Below are 18,591 nucleotides of genomic sequence, written 5' to 3' on the forward strand. Positions count from 1 at the left end.
ATTATTTTATAAGTACAAATGCACCCTGGTCTTTTATAATTGCTCCGTAAAATGTTTTGGCTGTCACTTTGAAATAATAATTTCCATTTTCAGCCTCCTGATTTTTTATCATTCCATCCCAGCCTTTAATCGTTTCACCTGTTTCAGAATAAATCAATCCTCCCCAGGTATCATACACATCAAATATTATATTGGATAAACCTTTAAAAGCTGGTAAAAAATAATCGTTTACACCATCTTTATTAGGCGTAAAAGCATTAGGATACATTAAATTATATCCTTTTTTAATTTCCAGTTTTAGCGTATAATTATAAGCACATCCCAAAGGATACGTCACTCTTTGATTGATAATATAGCTTCCTTCTTTTTTAAAAATATGGACAGGATTAATTTCATCTGACAAAGAACCGTCACCAAAATCCCATGAAATAGCAATAAAACCATCTGTTGCTGTATTGGTAAATTGGACTGGGTCTTCGATAGAATAAAAACCATAAGTAGTAAAACCATAAGAATTAGTCGTAAACGAAGGACTTCCTAATTTCGGAATAGCTACATTAAAACTATAATTAGCTTTACAGCCTAAAGCATCCGTAACATTTAATACAATAGTTCCGTTTTGGTTGGTACTCATCATTTCATTATTGGCTCCGCTTACAGCACCACTAGACCAGCTTAATTGGTATGGAGGAAGGCCTCCTGAAACCTGAGCTGTAAAGTTTTGTTTTACCTCTTTGGTATCACAATTCACATCCGTTTTTGTAGTAACACCAATAACAATCGGCGGCGGTCGGTTTATCGAATACTGAGCTGTTTTTACACAACCTCTTGCATCGGTTACAGTTACCAAATAATTTCCGGCTGGCACATTGTTTAAATCTTCGGTTGATACACCATTTGACCATGAATAAGTAAACGGAGCCGTCCCTCCTGAAACTAAAAGATTAATAGCTCCACTATTCGCGTTATCACAATCCAATGCGTGGCTAACATTGGCCGAAAGTACTAAAGGCTGCGGTTCCTGAATGACAAATGTTCGAACAATTTGGCAAGGCGTTCCATCTGAAATGGTTGCAGTATAAGTACCTGATCCTAAATTATTTCTGGTTAATCCCGAAGTACTGCCGTCACTCCAGACTAAAGTAATCGGTGCTTTTCCTCCTACTAAATTCAAAGCTATACTTCCGTCATGAGCGCCAAAACAGCTGATGTCTTTTTTTACCGGATTAACCGTAAAAATGGGCGCATCAGGAATAGTAATAGTTTGGGACTTTTTACATCCTGCATTATCAGTCACCAAAATGGTATAATCACCCGCAGATAAATTTGTTTGATTTAAGGTCGTAGCCAAATTATTCCAGGTATATTGATAAGGCGGAATTCCGCCTGAAATAGTAGCTGTAATCGAAGCATTATTAGCCCCATAACATAAAATGGGAGTGGTACTATAAGTAACTTTTATTTCAGCAGATTGTGTGATGGTCACCGATAGATTTTTCGAACAGGCCTGACTGTCGGTCACTATTAAATCATAAGTTCCGGCAACTATATTGGTTAAATTTTGAGTTGAACTCGTAAAACCATTAGGTCCTGTCCATGCAAAATTATAACCCGAACCAGCAGCTACACCTCCGCTAACATCAACCGTAATACTTCCTGTCGCATCACCATAACAAACGACATCCTTTTTATCATTTAAACTAACCACTAAAAGCGGTGGTTCAATAATAGTATAAGAAGCGGTTTTAGGACCACAATTATTGGCATCGCTAACCGAAACAACATAATTACCCGGGCCTAAATTGGAAATATCCTGAGTATTGGCAAATGGAGCGCCGTTTTTCGTCCAAGCATAAGTATAATTTCCTGTTCCTCCTGTTACACTAATATCAACGCTACCATTCGCACTGCCTAAACAACTGATATCTTTTTTAGTAACTAATGCAATAACAATATCATTAGGTTCTGTAATGGTATAACTTTTTGAAAACGGACAATTTCCATTATCGGTTATGCTTAAATTATAGCTCCCAGGTTGCAAGTTTGAAATTGAAGTTGCTGACGAACTAAAACCATTAGGACCTGTCCAGGAAATTGTATACGGAGCACCTGACGAAAAAGGAATTCCTCCTGTAATATTAGTCGAAATAGAAGCGGTATTGGTCCCAAAACATTTATTATCATTAATCACTACATTGGCATTAATAGCCGGATTTACCGTAACCGAAACGGTAAAAGTATTTCCAACACAAGTCCCTGATGTTGGAGTAACAGTATAGGTTACTACAGCAGGATTTATAGAGGTATTTATTAATGTTTGGCTAATATTTGTTTGTGGAGTTGATTGAGCACTGGCCCCTGTGATTGTCCCTGCAGGACTAATCGAAGGGGTTGTCCAGGTATAAGTAGTACCTGTTGGAATAATATTAGAACCGGAAGCTGCAGGAGTAACTACAAATGTATTAGAACTACAAATAATGGCACTTTCAGCAGCAATACTCGGTTTAGGATTTACTACAACCGCTGTTGCATTGGTAGTAACAACACCACAAGCACCTGCCAAAGAAGGAAAAGTAATTACACAATAATAATAGGTTGTTCCTGTAGCTGCTGCTGACGGAGCATAGGTTGAACTATTACTTCCTGTTAAAAGAGTTCCTCCGGTATTCGAATTAGAAGTATTAGAATACCATTGATAAGTAGGTATTCCAACTCCATTACTTATCGTAAAAGACAAAGTTGTAGGAGTACCACCCAAACAAACTGTACTAGGTGTAGGTTGAACAGAAATCGTTGGTGAAACACTTACCTGTACTGATGCCACAGCACTTTTTACAGAACATCCTGCTCCTGTTTGCGTCAACACACAATAATAATATAACGTACCCGCAGTAGTTGTTAATGGCATATATGTGGCACTTGTGGCACCGCCAATAGCTGTACCCGATGTTGTATTATTAACATTATTCTGATACCATTGATAAGAAAAAGCACCATTACCTCCTGAACCTGCAACATTTAATGCTGTTGCAGTTTCACCCTGACACAAAACCTGACTGGCCATTGGTTGTGTTGTTATTGTAGGTGGAGTTAAAACAGTTACTTGAGCCACATTACTGGTTACCGAACCACAACCACTACCACCAGAATTCACAACAACATAGTAATAGTAATCACCTGCAATGGTATAAACAGGAGGAGTGTAATTATTATTTATCGCCCCTGAAATTATTGTACCGCCTGAATTAGAATTAGTTGTATTCGAATACCATTGATACGTAGCTGTTCCTGTTCCTCCCGAAGGAGTCACCGATAATGCAGAAGCAATTGTTGAACCGGTACATATCGTTTGAGTTGCTAACGGCTGTGAAATGGTCGGTTGTGCAGTCACCGCTACCGACGCTATATTCGAAGTCAAATTAGAACATCCTCCGGAAGATAAGGTCACTACATTATAATAATAAACCGTTCCAATTGTAGTGGTTGGAGGATTATATGTTTTATTGGTTTCACCAGAAATTAATGTCCCTCCTACTGTAGAATTAGAAGTATTAGAATACCATTGATACGATGGCGTTCCGCTACTAGCATTTACAGCAACTGCCAACTGGCTAGCTGTTCCCCCTTGACAAACGGTACTTGAAACGGGTTGCGTCGTAAATACAGGCGCTGGATTAACATTAATTACAAAATTAACCGATGTCCCCGAACAACTACCAATTTTAGGAGTTACCACATAGGTTACCGTTCCGGTAGCTGCATTAGTGGTGCTTATCACTTTTGAAGGAATGACAGTCCCTGAACCTGCCGGTGCATAACCCGAAATACCTGCTGTTGCACTTACTGTCCAACTAAAAGTAGTTGAAGGATCATCTGCGGTCAAATTAATATCCGAAGAAGAAGTCCCCGAACAAATCGTCTGACTTAAATTGGTATTAGTGATTGTTGGGGTTTTATTCACCGAAAAAGTTTGGGTAGCAGTAGCTGAAGCACCACATTCGTTAGTGACAACTAATGAAACCGTATAAGTCCCCGTTGTACTATAAGTAATCGTACCAGGGATTGCGGTATTGGCTGTTGCTGGCGTTCCTCCCGGAAAACTCCATGCATAGGTCAGCGTACTTGAAGCTGGTGCACAACTAGTAATTGTTGCTGTTGGATTGATTGTTGCTGTCCCACAACTGTTCGGAATGGCAGCAATAGTAGCTGTTGGTGGCTTTTTAACTTCAACTGTTTGGGTTGTATTAACGCTTCCACAAGAATTAGTAGCTGTTAGTTTGATGGTATAAATACCCGGAACAGTAAAATTATACGAAGCATTTTTAGTACTCTGACTGGCAATTGTTGCTGTTGTACCACAATTAGCTGCTGCATAAGTAACTGTCCAAAGATAAGTTGGAGACAAACAAGCATTTGTTTCATCCGTTGTATTCGTTGTTGTAATTGCCAAAGGCGTACAACCTGAAGAATTACTAAGAGTAAATGATGGTGTTAATGCTCCTTCAACACAAATGGTTTTAGTTACAGGAGTTGAAGTACCACAATATCCCTGAGCCACTAAAGTTACTGTATAATTTCCTGCTGCTGTATAACTATGCGTTGGATTAATGGCTGAAGAAGTTGTTCCATCTCCAAAATCCCATGCATAAATTACGTTCTGGGTACAACTTTGACCATAACCTGTTGTTGAAGTATTTGTAAAAGTGACATTTGCATTTAAACACGCTTTAGGAGGAGCAGTGAAATTAGCTACCGGCTTGGAATAAACGGTTATATTAGAAACAGAACTCTTTGTTTTTCCACAAGCGTTTGAAACAGTCAAAACAGCGATAAATTCTGCTTTAGGACAATTGGTTATTGTATAGGAATGTGGAATAGGAAAATTAAGTGATGCCGAAGGATTGGATGCATTAAAATAAATAGAACTCTGTAAATCTGTTTGAGTAAGACGTACAATTGCTGAACCATCACCATAATCAATATCATAAACCGTTCCTAATGAATTGGCTCCCCAGTTTGAAATTGTAAAATTTAATGGCGCTGTTGGAGCACATAAATTAACAGTACTTCCAGGACTCACAATTCCCCCCGAAGGATTGGTTACATTTTTAATAACATAAATTACGGAATTACTACAACCATTTGTCCCCATAGCTGTAATAACCATATTATAAGCTCCGACTAAATTATAAGTATGGGAAGCGGGAAAAGTCGCATTTGATAAAACTGCACTTCCATCACCCCAATCTATAGAATAAGAACTAATACAAGTTGAAGCAGAAGTATTTCCCACCTTTATTGAAAAAACAGGATTAGTAGCTGCATTGGCACAATTATTAAAAAGATCTACTGCAAAAGGATTATTTGCATCATTAAAACTAATATCTGGCTTTTGTTTTACGGTAATCGTTTTGGACTTAGTTGCAGTACAACCATTTAAAGAAACTGTCAAAACTACGTTAAAGGTTTGGGTTCCACATCCTAAAGCTGTAAACTGATGCGTTGGAAATTGCAAATTAGACACTGCCGTTCCATCACCAAAATCCCAGGAATAAGTTATATTCCCTGTTCCTGAAACAGAGGGATCAAATTGAACCGTTGTTCCTGAGCATGCACCATTATTGGTAAATGTAAAATCAGCAGTAATAGGCGACCCAACAGTAACCGTTGCTGAACCTGTTTGTACAATTTCAGAGGTAGGATCTGCAGCATCATGTACACTTTCTAAATTATAAACAAAAACTCCAGCACTCGAGGTGGGAACAGAAAGAGTAACCGAACTACTAACTGCTGATGTTGAAATTGTTTGTGCTGCTCCGCCATTCAATGTATAAGTAAAAGTATAGGGTGCCGTCCCTCCACTTCCGGTAAAAGTAATCACCGGACTTGTACTTCCCTGACAAACCGTAGTTGTTCCGGTAATAGTAGCAGTAGGCGTAGCTAAAAAAGCCGATTTTTTATATTCAACATTATGATTTGGATTAAAAAACGGAATTTTATTTCCGGCATTTATTTCGGTAATCGAACTAAATAAAATCCAAAATAAAATAATCGTGTAGAGTTGTTTCATAAAGCTTTCTTTATATTTCTTGGGGTAAAATATCAAAGTCTACAAATATACTCTATATGCTTTTAAATCAGCATATTTTAACCACTTATATCGATGAAAAACACTGATTTTTGTATGCTATATTAGAATTTAAATCGAAACAACTTTCACTTTAAACAAATAACGAAAGCATTCCAACTTTTTACAAGAATAGTCTTTATTTCTTAACTTCCTCAAATACAAACTCTGGTTTAGAATAATCAATAGTATCCCCTTTTAAAAAGGAAGGAATCCCCATATATACTGAAATCACTCCTTTACCTAATAATAATTTATTTTTCCGTTTCAACAAAGCGATGGGATATCTTTTTAAAACACCTCCACCATATGGAGAATAATAAAAACTGCCTTTAATAGTATCGCCAACAATAATACCTCTTACCTCACCCGAATCTTTTCTGACTCCTTCGTATCGAATTTCATACTGGCCAAAAAAACTATTATTCTCTAGTTTAGTAAAACGAAGCAGTGCAGTATCTTTATCATTAATAGCACGATAAAAATACTGCTTACCATTTTTTATGCTGTTATCACAACTAGAAAATATTAGACAAAAAACAATTACCAACTGAATTACTGCTTTTTTGAGTTTTAAAGAACTATTCATTTTTATTAATCTTAAAACAAAGATATTAATACCACTTTTAAATTGGTCAAAACTTTTCCAAATAAGCGATTTTAAAGAAATATTATCAATGCTTTTCTATTTTCGGCAAAGATTTAACTTAAAAGATTACTTATCTTTGCCCCCAGAAAAAAATTATATAAACATACAACTTTTAAAAAAGTATATAAAAAAGCATATTTATGAGAAGTGATGAAGTAAAAAAAGGACATCAAAGAACACCACACAGATCATTATTCAGAGCAACAGGATTAGTAGACGAGGATTTTGACAAACCATTCATTGGAGTTGCCAACTCTTATATCGAGATTATCCCTGGACATTTCTTCTTAGACCGTGTGTCAAGAATTATCAAAGAAGAAATTAAAGCGAATGGATGTGTGCCTTTTGAATTCAACACTATCGGAGTAGATGATGGTATCGCCATGGGTCACGACGGAATGCTTTTTTCTTTACCTTCAAGAGAAATCATTGCTAACTCTATCGAATCGGTAATGAATGCACACAAATTGGATGCTATGATTGCGATTCCTAACTGTGACAAAATTGTTCCGGGAATGATTATGGGAGCTTTGCGTGTTGATGTTCCTACTATTTTTGTAAGTGGTGGACCAATGAAAAAAGGACATACTAAAGACGGAGTGCCTATCGATTTAGCAACAGCTTTTGAGGCAGTTGGAAAACACGAATTAGGCGAAATTACCGATGAGGAATTAAAAGATATCGAGTGTAATGCTTGTCCTTCAGGAGGAAGTTGTTCGGGAATGTTTACAGCCAACTCTATGAACACTTTGATGGAAGCTATGGGAATTGCGCTTCCAGGAAACGGAACTATCTTGGCCTTAACCAAAGAGCGTGAGGAATTGTACCGTCAGGCGGCAAGAAGAATTTGCGAAATTGCAAAAGACGCTGCGCAAACCGAAAAATTCAAGTTGAAAAACATCCTTAACGAAAAAGCCGTTCGAAATGCATTTGCAGTAGATATGGCTATGGGTGGAAGTTCGAATACGGTTTTACACATGTTAGCTATCGCCAAAGAAGCGAACGTAAATTTCAACTTAGAAGACATCAACACTATTTCTAAAAAAGTTTCTCACATTGCTAAAATTTCTCCAAGTTTGTCAACCGTTCATATGGAAGACATCAATACTGCCGGTGGTGTAAATGCAGTTATGAAAGAAATGACTAAAAGAGGTGATGATATCCTATTAGACAACTTAACCATTACTGGTGAAACGATTTTAGAAAAAATCAAAGACAGCTTATATAAAAGACACTAATATTATCCACACCATTGACAATCCGTATTCTGCGGTAGGTGGATTGGCTGTTTTATATGGAAATTTAGCCGAGCAAGGTGCCGTAATCAAAACAGCAGGTATTACGGGAGACCGTGTTTTCACCGGAAAAGCAGTTTGTTTTGACGGTCAGCCGGAAGCTATCGAAGGAATTTTAGGTGGAAAAGTAAAAGCGGGTGACGTTGTGGTTATCCGTTACGAAGGTCCAAAAGGAGGTCCTGGAATGCAGGAAATGCTAGCACCAACTTCCTTAATCATGGGAATGGGATTAGGTAGCAAAGTAGCATTAATTACCGATGGTCGTTTTAGTGGTGCAACCAGAGGTGCATCTATCGGTCACGTATCTCCGGAAGCTGCCGAAGGAGGAATGATTGGTTTATTGAAAGACGGAGACGAAATCCACATTGATGTTGACCAATACATCTTATCAGTTAACTTAACTGACGAAGAAATCGCTAAGAGAAGAGCTGAATTTGTTCCTCTTAAAAAAGAATTGACTTCAAGATGGTTAGGCCAATACCGTTCATTAGTTACTAACGCTAGTAACGGTGCTATTTTAAGATCGGATTTGTAATTTTTATTAAAAGATTTAAAGATTGAAAAATTAAAAGATTCAATCTTTTTGAAATACAAAACCTCGTTTTACTTTATTAGTGAAACGAGGTTTTTTTTGAGAAAAAAATCATCAACTTAGACCTCTGAAAACCTTAAAAACAACAACTTGACCACATTAAAAAATATAATTTCATAAAAAATTAATTCCTCATATAAATAGATTTTGTACTTTTGAGTTAAAGTTATTTTGCCATGAATTTAGAAGCCAGAAAATTATCATTTATCCAGGAATTCCTTAAAGTACAAAGCGAGGAAACTATTTCCCATTTAGAAAGTATTTTGAGAAAAGAAAAAAAAGATACTTTTCATACCATAAGCATAGAAAAACTGAATCAGCGCATAGACCAATCATTAGATGATGCTAAAAACAAAAAAATAACTGAAGTAAATGACTTAATTTCTGAAATAGAGAAATGGAGCTAAAAATTTACTGGACTGATTTCTCAAAAACACAACTCAAGGAAATTTTCAAATACTACAAAGAAAATGGGAGTTTAAAAGTCGCTAAAAACATCACTATAGCAATAGCGAAAGAAACTTTAAAACTAAAAAAACAGCCAACTATAGGTCAGATTGAGGAATTGCTTATTGACAGATCAAACGAATTCAGATATTTGGTCTATAAAAACTTCAAAATCATTTATTGGATTAACAAAGCCGAAAAACGCATTGAAATTATTGATGTCTTTGATTGCAGACAGAATCCTATTAACATGAAAAGAACTAAATAAAATAAATTTATTGCATTCAATTTCGTATTTACAAGACTTCACCATTAACTATATTGCTTTTTTATTTGGAGAGGGAAAATTTAAAGTAATAGTAAAGTTTTCATTTTGAAAACAAATAAAAAATTAGCACCTCAATCTTTTTGTAGGATTATTTTATATATTTGAAAATACATAAAACAAAATAACGTTTTGCCAATCTAGCTGATTTTGGGTTTATATGCGAAGGTTTGTTTCGCTTATTTTTGAGTTAGCGGTCATTGTAAAAAGACATCGCAACTCTGACAAATTACCCCAAAACAAAACTCACCTATTCAGACTTATCTCAAGTGACGACAAAACGTAAATAATCAGCAAACTATTACAAAGCACTTTTTAATTCGATAAATAATTTTTGAATAAAACTCTATTTTTATTGTTTTTCAATAATATTTTATTATCTTTGGCACATCAACTTTAATTTAAACAATGATGTCGAAAACAAACAACTTCGTATTTTGGGGCTTATATATTGTGGCCTGGCTTATTTTTGTCGGCTTGTGCATTGAAGCAGGAGGCTTAATAGTAAATTTCTTTTTCAGTCTGTATAAGCCTGAATTTGTCCAAAATCTTTATCAAAAGTTGGACTTAACTGAAATGTATAAAGACAGTAGATTAACTTTTTTCGGTGTCTATAGCTTTATTCTAACCATTTCAATTTTAAAAGCCTGCCTATTTTACACAGTTATCAGACTAATGCACACAATGGATTTGTCAAAACCGTTCAGCACTTTTGTTGCGAGACAATTTTTACAAATTAGTTATTACACTCTTTCAATTGGACTGTTAAGTTATATTGCCAGACAGTTAGTTAAAAATTTAATGCATCACGGTTTTGTTACCGACAACTTAAACCAATTTTGGGCAGACAGTCAAGCATTTATTTTAATGGGAGCTATAATCTATATTATTGCGACTATTTTCAAAAAAGGAGTGGATATTCAAAACGAAAACGATTTAACTGTTTAGGCTATGGCAATTGTAGTAAATTTAGACGTTGTAATGGCTAAACGAAAAATGTCACTTAATGAACTTTCTGATAAAGTTGGATTGACTTTATCGAACCTTTCCATATTAAAGACAGGAAAAGCAAAGGCAATTAGATTTAGCACTTTGGAGACAATTTGTAATGTATTAGAATGCCAACCCGGTGACATTTTAGAGTATGTTAATGACGAACAAAAAACAACGACCCGCTAAAAGCGGTTTGAACTATTGTAAGTTTCAATTAAATTCCCACAACTGGTGCCCGATCGCATCGAGTACCTACTTTCAAGTGAAAACAATTCGTAGCGTTTGCAACGCGACTCAATACTAAATCTCCCCTGCCCACGATAATAACAAAAAACCACCCCGCCCGTTGGGCACCCCTCCAAAGGAGGGAAAATTACGCGACTTCCCCTCCTCCGTAGGGGTGCCCGCCACAGCGGGCGGGGTGGGAAATTTTCTCCCCTGCCCCCGATTACTTCACTGGATTACATTTTTCAAAGGAGTTCAGTGAACTTCGTTTATAGCGAAAACAACGATAGCGCGGATTTGCAATCCGTGCCCGCAAAGTTGAGTTGAGCAACTACAAAACCAAACAGTTCAATTTTAAATAGTATTTTATCCTGTTGGAGTGTGCACGGAATACAATTCCGCGCTATCAAAACGCTATCAAAACGCGCTACTTAAAAGGCATTAACTAACCGCGTCAACTAAACGAGGTTTCTTTTACCCAAAAACCTAAATATTTCCACAACTCCCCTGCCCCCGATTGCAGCGAAAAACCCGCAGTGTTGCCGGCAAAAAGAACGCTTGCCAGTAAAGAGCGACCGAAGCGAGCTCCTTTAATGGTTTAGCGTTCCTGCAGGCAACGCGAGGATTTGTAGCGAAAAGCGGGATTAGGCACAGATAAAAAACAAGTCTGCACCCGTCAGTTCGAGTTGAAAACTAATTTACGACAGAAAATTAGTTTGAAGTATCGAGAACCTCTACTACTTCCGAAAGTTCTCGATACACTTTAATCCCAAAAGCTGTCGCATTTGAAATTAAAAGCACTCGAACCGACGATTGAACAAATGACACAAAAATGAAATCACTACAAAAAACAGCCCTTTTCAAAAATATTTCCCAAATTGAATTTATAAAAGCGGACAAAAACTTATTTTTGCGCCATGGGTAGAAAAAATACAGACAAAGTTGTCTTTCATCAGATAAAAGTCCTTGATGCAGGTGCAAAAGGCGTTTCGGTAGCAAAGGCTCCCGATGGTAAAGTAATATTTATCCCGAATGTGGTTCCGGGTGATGTGGTTGATGTGCAAACTTTCAAAAAACGCAAGGCGTATTATGAAGGAAAAGCGGTGAAATTCCACGAGTTTTCAGAGCATCGTGTGGATCCTATTTGTGAGCATTTTGGGGTTTGTGGTGGTTGCAAATGGCAAAATATGAACTACAACCAACAGTTGTTTTACAAACACAATGAGGTTAAAAACCACTTGCAACGCATTGGTAAAATCGAACTTCCTGAATTTGAACCCATTTTAGGTTCGGAGAAACAATTTTTCTACAGAAATAAAATGGAGTTTTCGTTCTCCAACAGCCGTTGGTTAACCGAAGCTGAAATAGGAAGCGATGAGGATTTAGGAAACAGAAACGCCCTAGGTTTCCACATCCCTAAAATGTGGGACAAAATTCTGGACATCAAAAAATGTCATTTACAAGAAGATCCTTCGAATGCGATTAGAAATGAAGTGCGTGATTTTGCTAATGCAAACGGATTGACTTTCTTTAATCCAAGAGAACATTCCGGTTTATTGCGTACTTTGATGTTGCGTACGGCTTCGACTGGCGAAATCATGCTTTTGATTCAGTTTTTCGAAGACGATAAAGCCAATAGAGAATTATTATTAGATCATTTGTATGCTACATTCCCGCAAATTACTTCGTTGCAATTTGTGGTGAATAATAAGGCGAATGATACTATTTACGATCAGGATGTTCAATTATACAAAGGTCGTAATTATATTCTAGAGGAAATGGAAGGTTTGAAATTTAGCATCAACGCTAAGTCTTTTTACCAAACCAATTCGGATCAGGCGTATGAATTGTACAAAATCACGAGAGAATTTGCCGGATTAACCGGAAATGAAACGGTTTACGATTTATATACCGGAACGGGAACTATTGCGCAATTCGTTTCAAAAAAAGCAAAAAAAGTAATTGGGGTAGAAAGTGTTCCGGATGCTATTAAAGACGCTAAAGCCAATGCAGAACGCAATAATATTGACAATTGCGAGTTCTTTGTTGGTGACATGAAAGTCGTGTTTAACGATGCTTTTATTGCCCAACACGGTCAACCGGATGTGATTATCACCGACCCTCCTCGTGACGGAATGCATAAAGATGTGATTGAACAAATCTTGAAAATCGCTCCAGAAAAAGTAGTTTATGTGAGTTGTAATTCGGCTACACAAGCCCGTGATTTGGCTTTAATGGATGAGAAATACAAGGTAACTAAAGTGCGTCCTGTAGATATGTTCCCGCAAACTCATCACGTGGAAAATGTGGTGTTATTGGAAAGAAAGTAGTCATTAGTACTTAGTCCTTAGCAGTTAGTAAAAACTAAGGACTAAGGACTAAGGACTAGTCACTAACAACTATAAAAATGAAAAAAACGATACTGCTCTTATTAGTACTCAGCTTTGCTTTCTCCTTCTCCAGTTGCGAGAAAGACGATATTTGTGATGGGAATACTATTACGACTCCCCGATTAGTAATTACATTTTATGATGCTAATAACGCCTCGGTAACTAAGAATGTAACAAACCTTAGTATTTTTAGTGAAGGAATGGATGAAGCAGTAAGCTTTAGTGGAAATACTTTAATTAACGGAAGTACGGTTTCTATTCCGCTGAAGGTAAATGCCGAATCGACTACTTTTCGATTCATTTTAAATTATGGAAGTACCAGTATTGTAGCGCCTGCCAACGAAGATATTATCAAATTCAATTACAGAACCCAAAATATTTATGTATCACGTGCTTGTGGTTATAAAACAAATTATACTTTGGACTCAACTACGCCTTTCGTACATTCGGATGCTGCAACACCTGATCAAAAATGGATAAATGTGGTTTATGTAAGTAACCCTATTATAGCTAATGAAAATGAAACACACCTTGAAATATATTTTTAGTAGCTTCCTGATTTTATCTTTGTTTTTTGCACAAGCACAAGAAACTAAAGTAGTACCAAAAGACAGTTTAAGTAAAGGAATCATCACTCAAAAAGCGGCTGTTAGCTCTAAAACGAGTACAACTCCCAAAAAGGATTCCATTGCAATTCCTATAAAAAAAGACCGTTATGGTGTTCGTTTAGGTGTCGATTTATTCAAACTAAGCAAAAGTTTTTATGACAAAGATTATAAAGGAATTGAACTAGTAGGAGATTATCGTTACGACAAAAAACATTACATCGCTGCCGAAGTTGGTAACGAAAATAAAACCACCGATGACGCCCGATTAAACTTCACCACTAAGGGTTCCTACATCAAAGTAGGTTTTGATTATAATGGCTACGAAAACTGGCTAGATATGGAAAATATCATTTCTATTGGTTTACGTTATGGTTTTAGTTCTTTTAGCCAACAATTGAACAGTTACAAAATCTACAATACCAATCAGTATTTTGGTGAAATTCCGCCATTGACATCTGGGCAAAAATACAACGGTTTAACGGCAAGTTGGATTGAAGTGGTTGCCGGAATGAAAGCCAAAGTATTCAACAATGTGTTTGTAGGCTTCAGTCTTCGATTAAACCGATTGGTGAGCAACAAGCAACCAAGCAATTTTGAAAACTTATACATTCCGGGATTCAACCGTACGTACAATGGTGATTTTGGAGTAGGATTCAACTATACAGTAACATATTTTGTTCCAATGTTCAAAAAAGTCGTAAAACCTGCTGATACCAAAAAAGCAGAAAAGAAAAAATAAACCGACTGTCACATCGAGCGAAGTCGAGAGGCTATATAATTGTTCTCGACTTCGCTCGAACTAACAACCCACAATAACAAAACCGCTAATTCGCAAGCTATATAAATTTGCGAATTGGCGGTTAAATTATTCCACCACAAATTACACAAATTAACACAAATTTTATTTCACTAAACTTCGTGTTCTTTGCGAAAACTTAGTGCTCTTTGCGGTTAAAAACAAAACCACAGATTTCACAGATTTACACAGATTTATCTTTAAATCCTTTATGTTCTTTGCGAAAAACTTTGCCTCTTTGCGGTTAAAAAACAAAACCGCAAATCCACTGAAATCAATCAGTGACTCTGCGGTTCTATTAAAACTTTCTTCACTTTGCGGTAAACTTAAAAAACTTTGCGGTTAATCAAAACCTACCCTATTTCTTTAACATTTTTAGAAAAAACCCATTTCATAAACAATTTCTCCCCGTCTTTCGTTTTTACAGCCTGAAACTTAGGCCCAACAAAAGTTGCAATCACAAAAGCGGCAAAAGGCTCCCAAAAACCAGTAAGCCCAGCATATTGATGAATTAAATAACGGGATAATATAAATAAACTCGCAAAAGTACCAAGTTGGTATAAAAATGCTCTTAGTTGTAATTTTGACATGACTTTTTTGTTTGTTGTTTATGGTTTATTGTTTTTAGTTTAAAGTTACATTCATGACTCATAACTCCTAACCTCTAACTTCTAACTCCTAACTTCTAACTTCTCTCCTGAAATTTCGTTCGCTTACTACCTTCGTACATTTCGTATTTCACCAAACGTGCTTCCAGTCCGGCGTTGAATAATTTAATTTTACGAGAAGGTCTTAAACCCACAAATTTCAACGCATCGAGATTTCCGGTAATAAACCAAGCATTGGTTCCTGGATAGCTTTGTTTCAAGGTATCCCCAATATTTTTATAGAATTTTTCCATATGGATATCCAAACGCTCATCATAAGGCGGATTAAACACGATATGCAATTTTCCTTCGGTGTTTTTTTCGCTGTCAAAGAAATTATTTTCTGAGATGGTTACATATTCATCCAGATTGGCATTTCGAACATTTTCCTTCGCTTTCAACACTGCCGAAGGCGCTTTGTCATACCCTTTAATGGTGTAATGAAACTCACGAACTTTGCCCAACAAACTATCGGTGATTTTGTCAAACAACTCATTATCCCAGTCTTTCCATTTTTCGAAAGCAAATTCTTTACGGTTAATGTTTGCCGGAATATTACAAGCAATCATAGCCGCTTCGGCAAGGAAGGTTCCAGAACCACACATTGGATCCAAGAAATCAGACTGTCCATCCCAACCCGACAACAACAAAATTCCCGCTGCCAAAACCTCGTTAATAGGAGCAATATTCGTAGACGTTCTGTAACCACGTTGGTTCAAAGGTTTGCCCGAAGTATCTAAGGCTACCGAAACCTGATCTTTATCAATATGAATGTTAATGCGTAAATCTGGATGTACCTTATCAATACTAGGACGTTGCCCTGTTCTTTCTCTAAACTGATCCACAATCGCATCCTTACATTTTTGAGAAACAAACTCCGAGTGATTAAAATATTCCGAGTGTACAGTTGTGTCTATTACAAAAGTCTGATTGGCACTAATAAACTTTGACCAGTTCACTCCCGAAATACCTTTGTAAAGCGCTTTTTCGTTATTCGCTCTAAAAGAATAAATGGGTTTTAGGATTTTTAAAGCGGTACGCAATGCCAAATTCGCCTTGTACATAAAACCTTTGTCACCTTTAAAACTCACCATTCGTACTCCCTGTTCTACATTTTGAGCGCCTAAGTTTCGTAATTCAGTAGCTAATATTTCTTCAAAACCAAAAAAGGTTTTGGCTATCATCTTATAATTTTCTTCCATTCTTTTTAAATTCCAATTTTCTAAATTCTAAATTCCAAACAAGCTGAAATAGTATATTTCCGCAAAAATACACTAAATTTGCGGGATAGAATTAATTGAACAGCATAAATGTCTGAAGTACAAAATCCAACACAACCCAATCAGGAGCAAGCTGGCGAAGCTTGGTTTAGTTCGTGGTTTGACACTCCTTATTACCATATCCTTTACAAAGAACGCGACGACCGTGATGCCCAACATTTCATGGACAATTTAACGCATTACTTAAATCTTCCTGAAAATGCCAAAGTTTTGGATTTATGCTGTGGCAAAGGACGTCATTCGATTTATTTGAACCAATTGGGATTTGACGTCATTGGAGCCGATTTATCTGAAAACAGTATCGCCGAAGCCAGCAAAAGTGCCAACGAAACCCTGCACTTCAAGGTACACGACATGCGCGAGCCTTTTGAAGAAAAATACGATGCCATTTTCAATTTGTTTACCAGTTTTGGCTATTTTGAAAATGACGACGACAATTTAACCACTTTAAAAGCCATCAAAAACAGCTTGACCGACTATGGTTTTGCTGTAATTGATTTCATGAACGTACATCAGGTTATTGAAATGCTGGTTCCTGAAGAGGTAAAAACCGTAGATGGAATCGACTTTCACCTGAAACGCTATGTTGCCGACGGTCATATTTTCAAAGAAATTGACTTTGAAGACCAAGGCAAAAAATACCATTTTACCGAAAAAGTAAAAGCACTAACATTACAGGACTTCGAAGCCTTGATGGACGAAGCCGGAATTTACCTTTTGGATATCTTTGGCGATTATAAATTAAAAAAATACCATAAAACCGAAAGCGAACGATTAATTATGATATTTAAATAGTTAGCTGTTTAGCCGTTGAACTGTTTTACAATTCAACCAATAAACCACAAAGGATTGAAAATCCTTTGTTTCAGTTTAGCAGACTGAAATCTGCAAAGTAAAAACCTTAAAAAAAAATTTGAACCGCAAATTCACAAATTAAAACACAAAAATAGAATTTAAATAATTTGCGAATTTGCTGTAAATGTTTTTTAGAAGCTAAAAGCAAAATGCTACAAAAAGCAAAGTTTTAAACTATTTTTGAGGCCAATAAACGAATAATCGATTCCACAAATAAAGATGAACTACCTTTTACCTTTACTTTCTGTACTCCTTGGGTATATCATTGCTTTGGTTTTAAAACCTAAAAACAAAAGCAACCTCAAACTGCTATTAGCATTTAGTGGTTCGTTTTTGCTTTCGCTTACCGTGATGCACCTACTACCCGAAATCTACGAAAGTCATCTACATGACGGGGTAGAAAGTCACGACAACAACATTGGGATTTTCATCATGCTGGGAATTTTATTCCAGATTATTCTGGAATTTTTCTCCAAAGGTGCCGAACATGGTCACGTTCACGGCCATCACAATATGTCCCATATTCCATGGTTGCTGTTCATCAGTCTTTGTATTCACGCTTTCTTGGAAGGATTTCCTGTGGGGCACAACCATGACAACCTAGCACTAGGAATCGCCATTCACCACCTACCTATTGCCATTATTTTGACCACTTTTTTCATCAATTCACATTTGAACAAGCAGGCTATTTTTGCCTTCATGCTTACTTTTGCCTTGATGACACCGCTGGGCACTTTTGCCTCCGATTATCTCACTACGCTGAGCCATTACCATAACCAAATTACCGCTATCGTAATCGGGATTTTATTCCATATTTCTTCGACTATTATTTTCGAAAGCAGCGAAGGACACAAATTCAATGTTGCCAAAGTTTCCATGATTGTACTGGGAATCGTTTTGGCGTATTTTTTATAATTTTTGGGTGTTCACCCCTGATAATACAGCCCGTTTTGTCATTACGAGTCCCGACACTTCGGGACGAAGTAATCTCACTAACAGCTATGTTTACGTGATTGTTTCACTTGTTGGTCTCTTTTGTCAAAACAACACAAAACACCCTTAACATAAAAACATCTTGGGCGTGCCCTCGTTGCACAACCTTAGTACAAAAAAGCAACTTTCGTTATGCAACGAGGTCGGGCTGTCCGTTATATCTTTGTGGCTTTAAAGAAAAGCCACAAAGGATGCCACTTCCATCCCTCACGCAAAGCCTACTCCCGACAAATTCATTTTTAAAAATGAAACTCTCTTAATTCATACTTCACTTAGTACGAAAATTTCGCAACTAATATTAAGTATTATTGATTTTTGTAGTGAATTGTTTATATATTTGATAAATATAAAGTATAACAGTAATCATAA

General features: G+C 36.6%; 15 protein-coding genes. 11 read left to right on the forward strand and 4 right to left on the reverse strand.

Features of this window, described 5'->3' with window-relative positions:
- Position 1: 1 nt before the first annotated feature.
- A complete protein-coding gene (locus tag P5P90_RS04295) occupies positions 2 to 6,070 on the reverse strand; it encodes a PKD domain-containing protein (protein WP_278035976.1) in 6,069 nt (2,022 codons plus the stop codon).
- A 196-nt stretch (positions 6,071 to 6,266) separates the two neighbouring features.
- Positions 6,267 to 6,716 carry a hypothetical protein gene (locus tag P5P90_RS04300; protein ID WP_278035977.1) on the reverse strand — a complete coding sequence of 150 codons (450 nt, stop codon included), beginning with the start codon at positions 6,714 to 6,716 and terminating at the stop codon, positions 6,267 to 6,269.
- Between the two features lie 200 nt (positions 6,717 to 6,916).
- On the opposite strand from P5P90_RS04300, the gene P5P90_RS04305 reads away from it, so the two are divergent.
- The 9 genes from P5P90_RS04305 to P5P90_RS04345 all read left to right on the forward strand — a co-directional run bounded on the left by P5P90_RS04305 (position 6,917) and on the right by P5P90_RS04345 (position 14,390).
- Positions 6,917 to 8,014 carry a dihydroxy-acid dehydratase domain-containing protein gene (locus tag P5P90_RS04305; RefSeq protein WP_278035978.1) on the forward strand — a complete coding sequence of 366 codons (1,098 nt, stop codon included), beginning with the start codon at positions 6,917 to 6,919 and terminating at the stop codon, positions 8,012 to 8,014.
- A gap of 43 nt (positions 8,015 to 8,057) precedes the next feature.
- Positions 8,058 to 8,606, forward strand: a complete 549-nt coding sequence (locus tag P5P90_RS04310; RefSeq protein ID WP_278035979.1) for an IlvD/Edd family dehydratase — start codon at positions 8,058 to 8,060, stop codon at positions 8,604 to 8,606.
- A 233-nt stretch (positions 8,607 to 8,839) separates the two neighbouring features.
- Positions 8,840 to 9,070 (forward strand): hypothetical protein, encoded by a 231-nt coding sequence (locus P5P90_RS04315; RefSeq protein WP_278035980.1) that lies wholly within the window; start codon positions 8,840 to 8,842, stop codon positions 9,068 to 9,070.
- A complete protein-coding gene (locus P5P90_RS04320) occupies positions 9,061 to 9,378 on the forward strand; it encodes a type II toxin-antitoxin system RelE/ParE family toxin (RefSeq protein ID WP_278035981.1) in 318 nt (105 codons plus the stop codon). Before P5P90_RS04315 ends, P5P90_RS04320 begins: the two co-directional genes overlap by 10 nt.
- Before the next feature lie 465 nt (positions 9,379 to 9,843).
- Complete coding sequence (locus P5P90_RS04325; RefSeq protein ID WP_278035982.1) at positions 9,844 to 10,383, forward strand: DUF2975 domain-containing protein; 540 nt, start codon at positions 9,844 to 9,846, stop codon at positions 10,381 to 10,383.
- Positions 10,384 to 10,386: 3 nt separating this feature from the next.
- Positions 10,387 to 10,614: a helix-turn-helix domain-containing protein gene (locus P5P90_RS04330; RefSeq protein ID WP_278035983.1), complete on the forward strand. Its 228-nt coding sequence runs from the start codon at positions 10,387 to 10,389 to the stop codon at positions 10,612 to 10,614.
- A gap of 956 nt (positions 10,615 to 11,570) precedes the next feature.
- A complete protein-coding gene (gene rlmD / locus P5P90_RS04335) occupies positions 11,571 to 12,983 on the forward strand; it encodes a 23S rRNA (uracil(1939)-C(5))-methyltransferase RlmD (RefSeq protein WP_278035984.1) in 1,413 nt (470 codons plus the stop codon).
- A gap of 77 nt (positions 12,984 to 13,060) precedes the next feature.
- Positions 13,061 to 13,591 (forward strand): DUF6452 family protein, encoded by a 531-nt coding sequence (locus tag P5P90_RS04340; protein WP_278035985.1) that lies wholly within the window; start codon positions 13,061 to 13,063, stop codon positions 13,589 to 13,591.
- The gene (locus P5P90_RS04345) at positions 13,563 to 14,390 is read left to right on the forward strand and encodes a DUF6048 family protein (protein ID WP_278035986.1); all 828 of its coding nucleotides are present in this window, start codon (positions 13,563 to 13,565) and stop codon (positions 14,388 to 14,390) included. Before P5P90_RS04340 ends, P5P90_RS04345 begins: the two co-directional genes overlap by 29 nt.
- A gap of 410 nt (positions 14,391 to 14,800) precedes the next feature.
- Here the strand turns inward: P5P90_RS04345 and P5P90_RS04350 are convergent, their stop codons facing one another.
- Together P5P90_RS04350 and P5P90_RS04355 are read right to left on the reverse strand one after the other, a co-directional pair.
- A complete protein-coding gene (locus P5P90_RS04350) occupies positions 14,801 to 15,037 on the reverse strand; it encodes a hypothetical protein (RefSeq protein ID WP_278035987.1) in 237 nt (78 codons plus the stop codon).
- 95 nt (positions 15,038 to 15,132) lie between these two features.
- Positions 15,133 to 16,296 (reverse strand): THUMP domain-containing class I SAM-dependent RNA methyltransferase, encoded by a 1,164-nt coding sequence (locus P5P90_RS04355; RefSeq protein WP_278035988.1) that lies wholly within the window; start codon positions 16,294 to 16,296, stop codon positions 15,133 to 15,135.
- Between the two features lie 108 nt (positions 16,297 to 16,404).
- Between P5P90_RS04355 and P5P90_RS04360 the strand changes: the two genes are divergently transcribed.
- Both P5P90_RS04360 and P5P90_RS04365 read left to right on the forward strand, forming a co-directional pair.
- On the forward strand, positions 16,405 to 17,169 hold the full coding sequence (locus P5P90_RS04360; RefSeq protein ID WP_278035989.1) for an SAM-dependent methyltransferase: 765 nt from the start codon (positions 16,405 to 16,407) through the stop codon (positions 17,167 to 17,169).
- Positions 17,170 to 17,448: 279 nt separating this feature from the next.
- Positions 17,449 to 18,144, forward strand: coding sequence for a ZIP family metal transporter (locus P5P90_RS04365; RefSeq protein WP_278035990.1), 696 nt, complete (start codon positions 17,449 to 17,451; stop codon positions 18,142 to 18,144).
- Positions 18,145 to 18,591 lie beyond the last annotated feature (447 nt).

The sequence above is a fragment of the Flavobacterium nitratireducens genome (genome assembly GCF_029625335.1).
Classification (GTDB): Bacteria; Bacteroidota; Bacteroidia; order Flavobacteriales; family Flavobacteriaceae; genus Flavobacterium; species Flavobacterium nitratireducens.

Coding starts and splice junctions, on each gene's coding strand:
- P5P90_RS04295 (WP_278035976.1), bottom strand. CDS start 6,070: ATGAAACAACTCTACACGATTATTTTATTTTGGATTTTATTTAGTTCG.
- P5P90_RS04300 (WP_278035977.1), bottom strand. CDS start 6,716: ATGAATAGTTCTTTAAAACTCAAAAAAGCAGTAATTCAGTTGGTAATT.
- P5P90_RS04305 (WP_278035978.1), top strand. CDS start 6,917: ATGAGAAGTGATGAAGTAAAAAAAGGACATCAAAGAACACCACACAGA.
- P5P90_RS04315 (WP_278035980.1), top strand. CDS start 8,840: ATGAATTTAGAAGCCAGAAAATTATCATTTATCCAGGAATTCCTTAAA.
- P5P90_RS04320 (WP_278035981.1), top strand. CDS start 9,061: ATGGAGCTAAAAATTTACTGGACTGATTTCTCAAAAACACAACTCAAG.
- P5P90_RS04325 (WP_278035982.1), top strand. CDS start 9,844: ATGATGTCGAAAACAAACAACTTCGTATTTTGGGGCTTATATATTGTG.
- P5P90_RS04330 (WP_278035983.1), top strand. CDS start 10,387: ATGGCAATTGTAGTAAATTTAGACGTTGTAATGGCTAAACGAAAAATG.
- rlmD (WP_278035984.1), top strand. CDS start 11,571: ATGGGTAGAAAAAATACAGACAAAGTTGTCTTTCATCAGATAAAAGTC.
- P5P90_RS04340 (WP_278035985.1), top strand. CDS start 13,061: ATGAAAAAAACGATACTGCTCTTATTAGTACTCAGCTTTGCTTTCTCC.
- P5P90_RS04345 (WP_278035986.1), top strand. CDS start 13,563: ATGAAACACACCTTGAAATATATTTTTAGTAGCTTCCTGATTTTATCT.
- P5P90_RS04350 (WP_278035987.1), bottom strand. CDS start 15,037: ATGTCAAAATTACAACTAAGAGCATTTTTATACCAACTTGGTACTTTT.
- P5P90_RS04355 (WP_278035988.1), bottom strand. CDS start 16,296: ATGGAAGAAAATTATAAGATGATAGCCAAAACCTTTTTTGGTTTTGAA.
- P5P90_RS04360 (WP_278035989.1), top strand. CDS start 16,405: ATGTCTGAAGTACAAAATCCAACACAACCCAATCAGGAGCAAGCTGGC.
- P5P90_RS04365 (WP_278035990.1), top strand. CDS start 17,449: ATGAACTACCTTTTACCTTTACTTTCTGTACTCCTTGGGTATATCATT.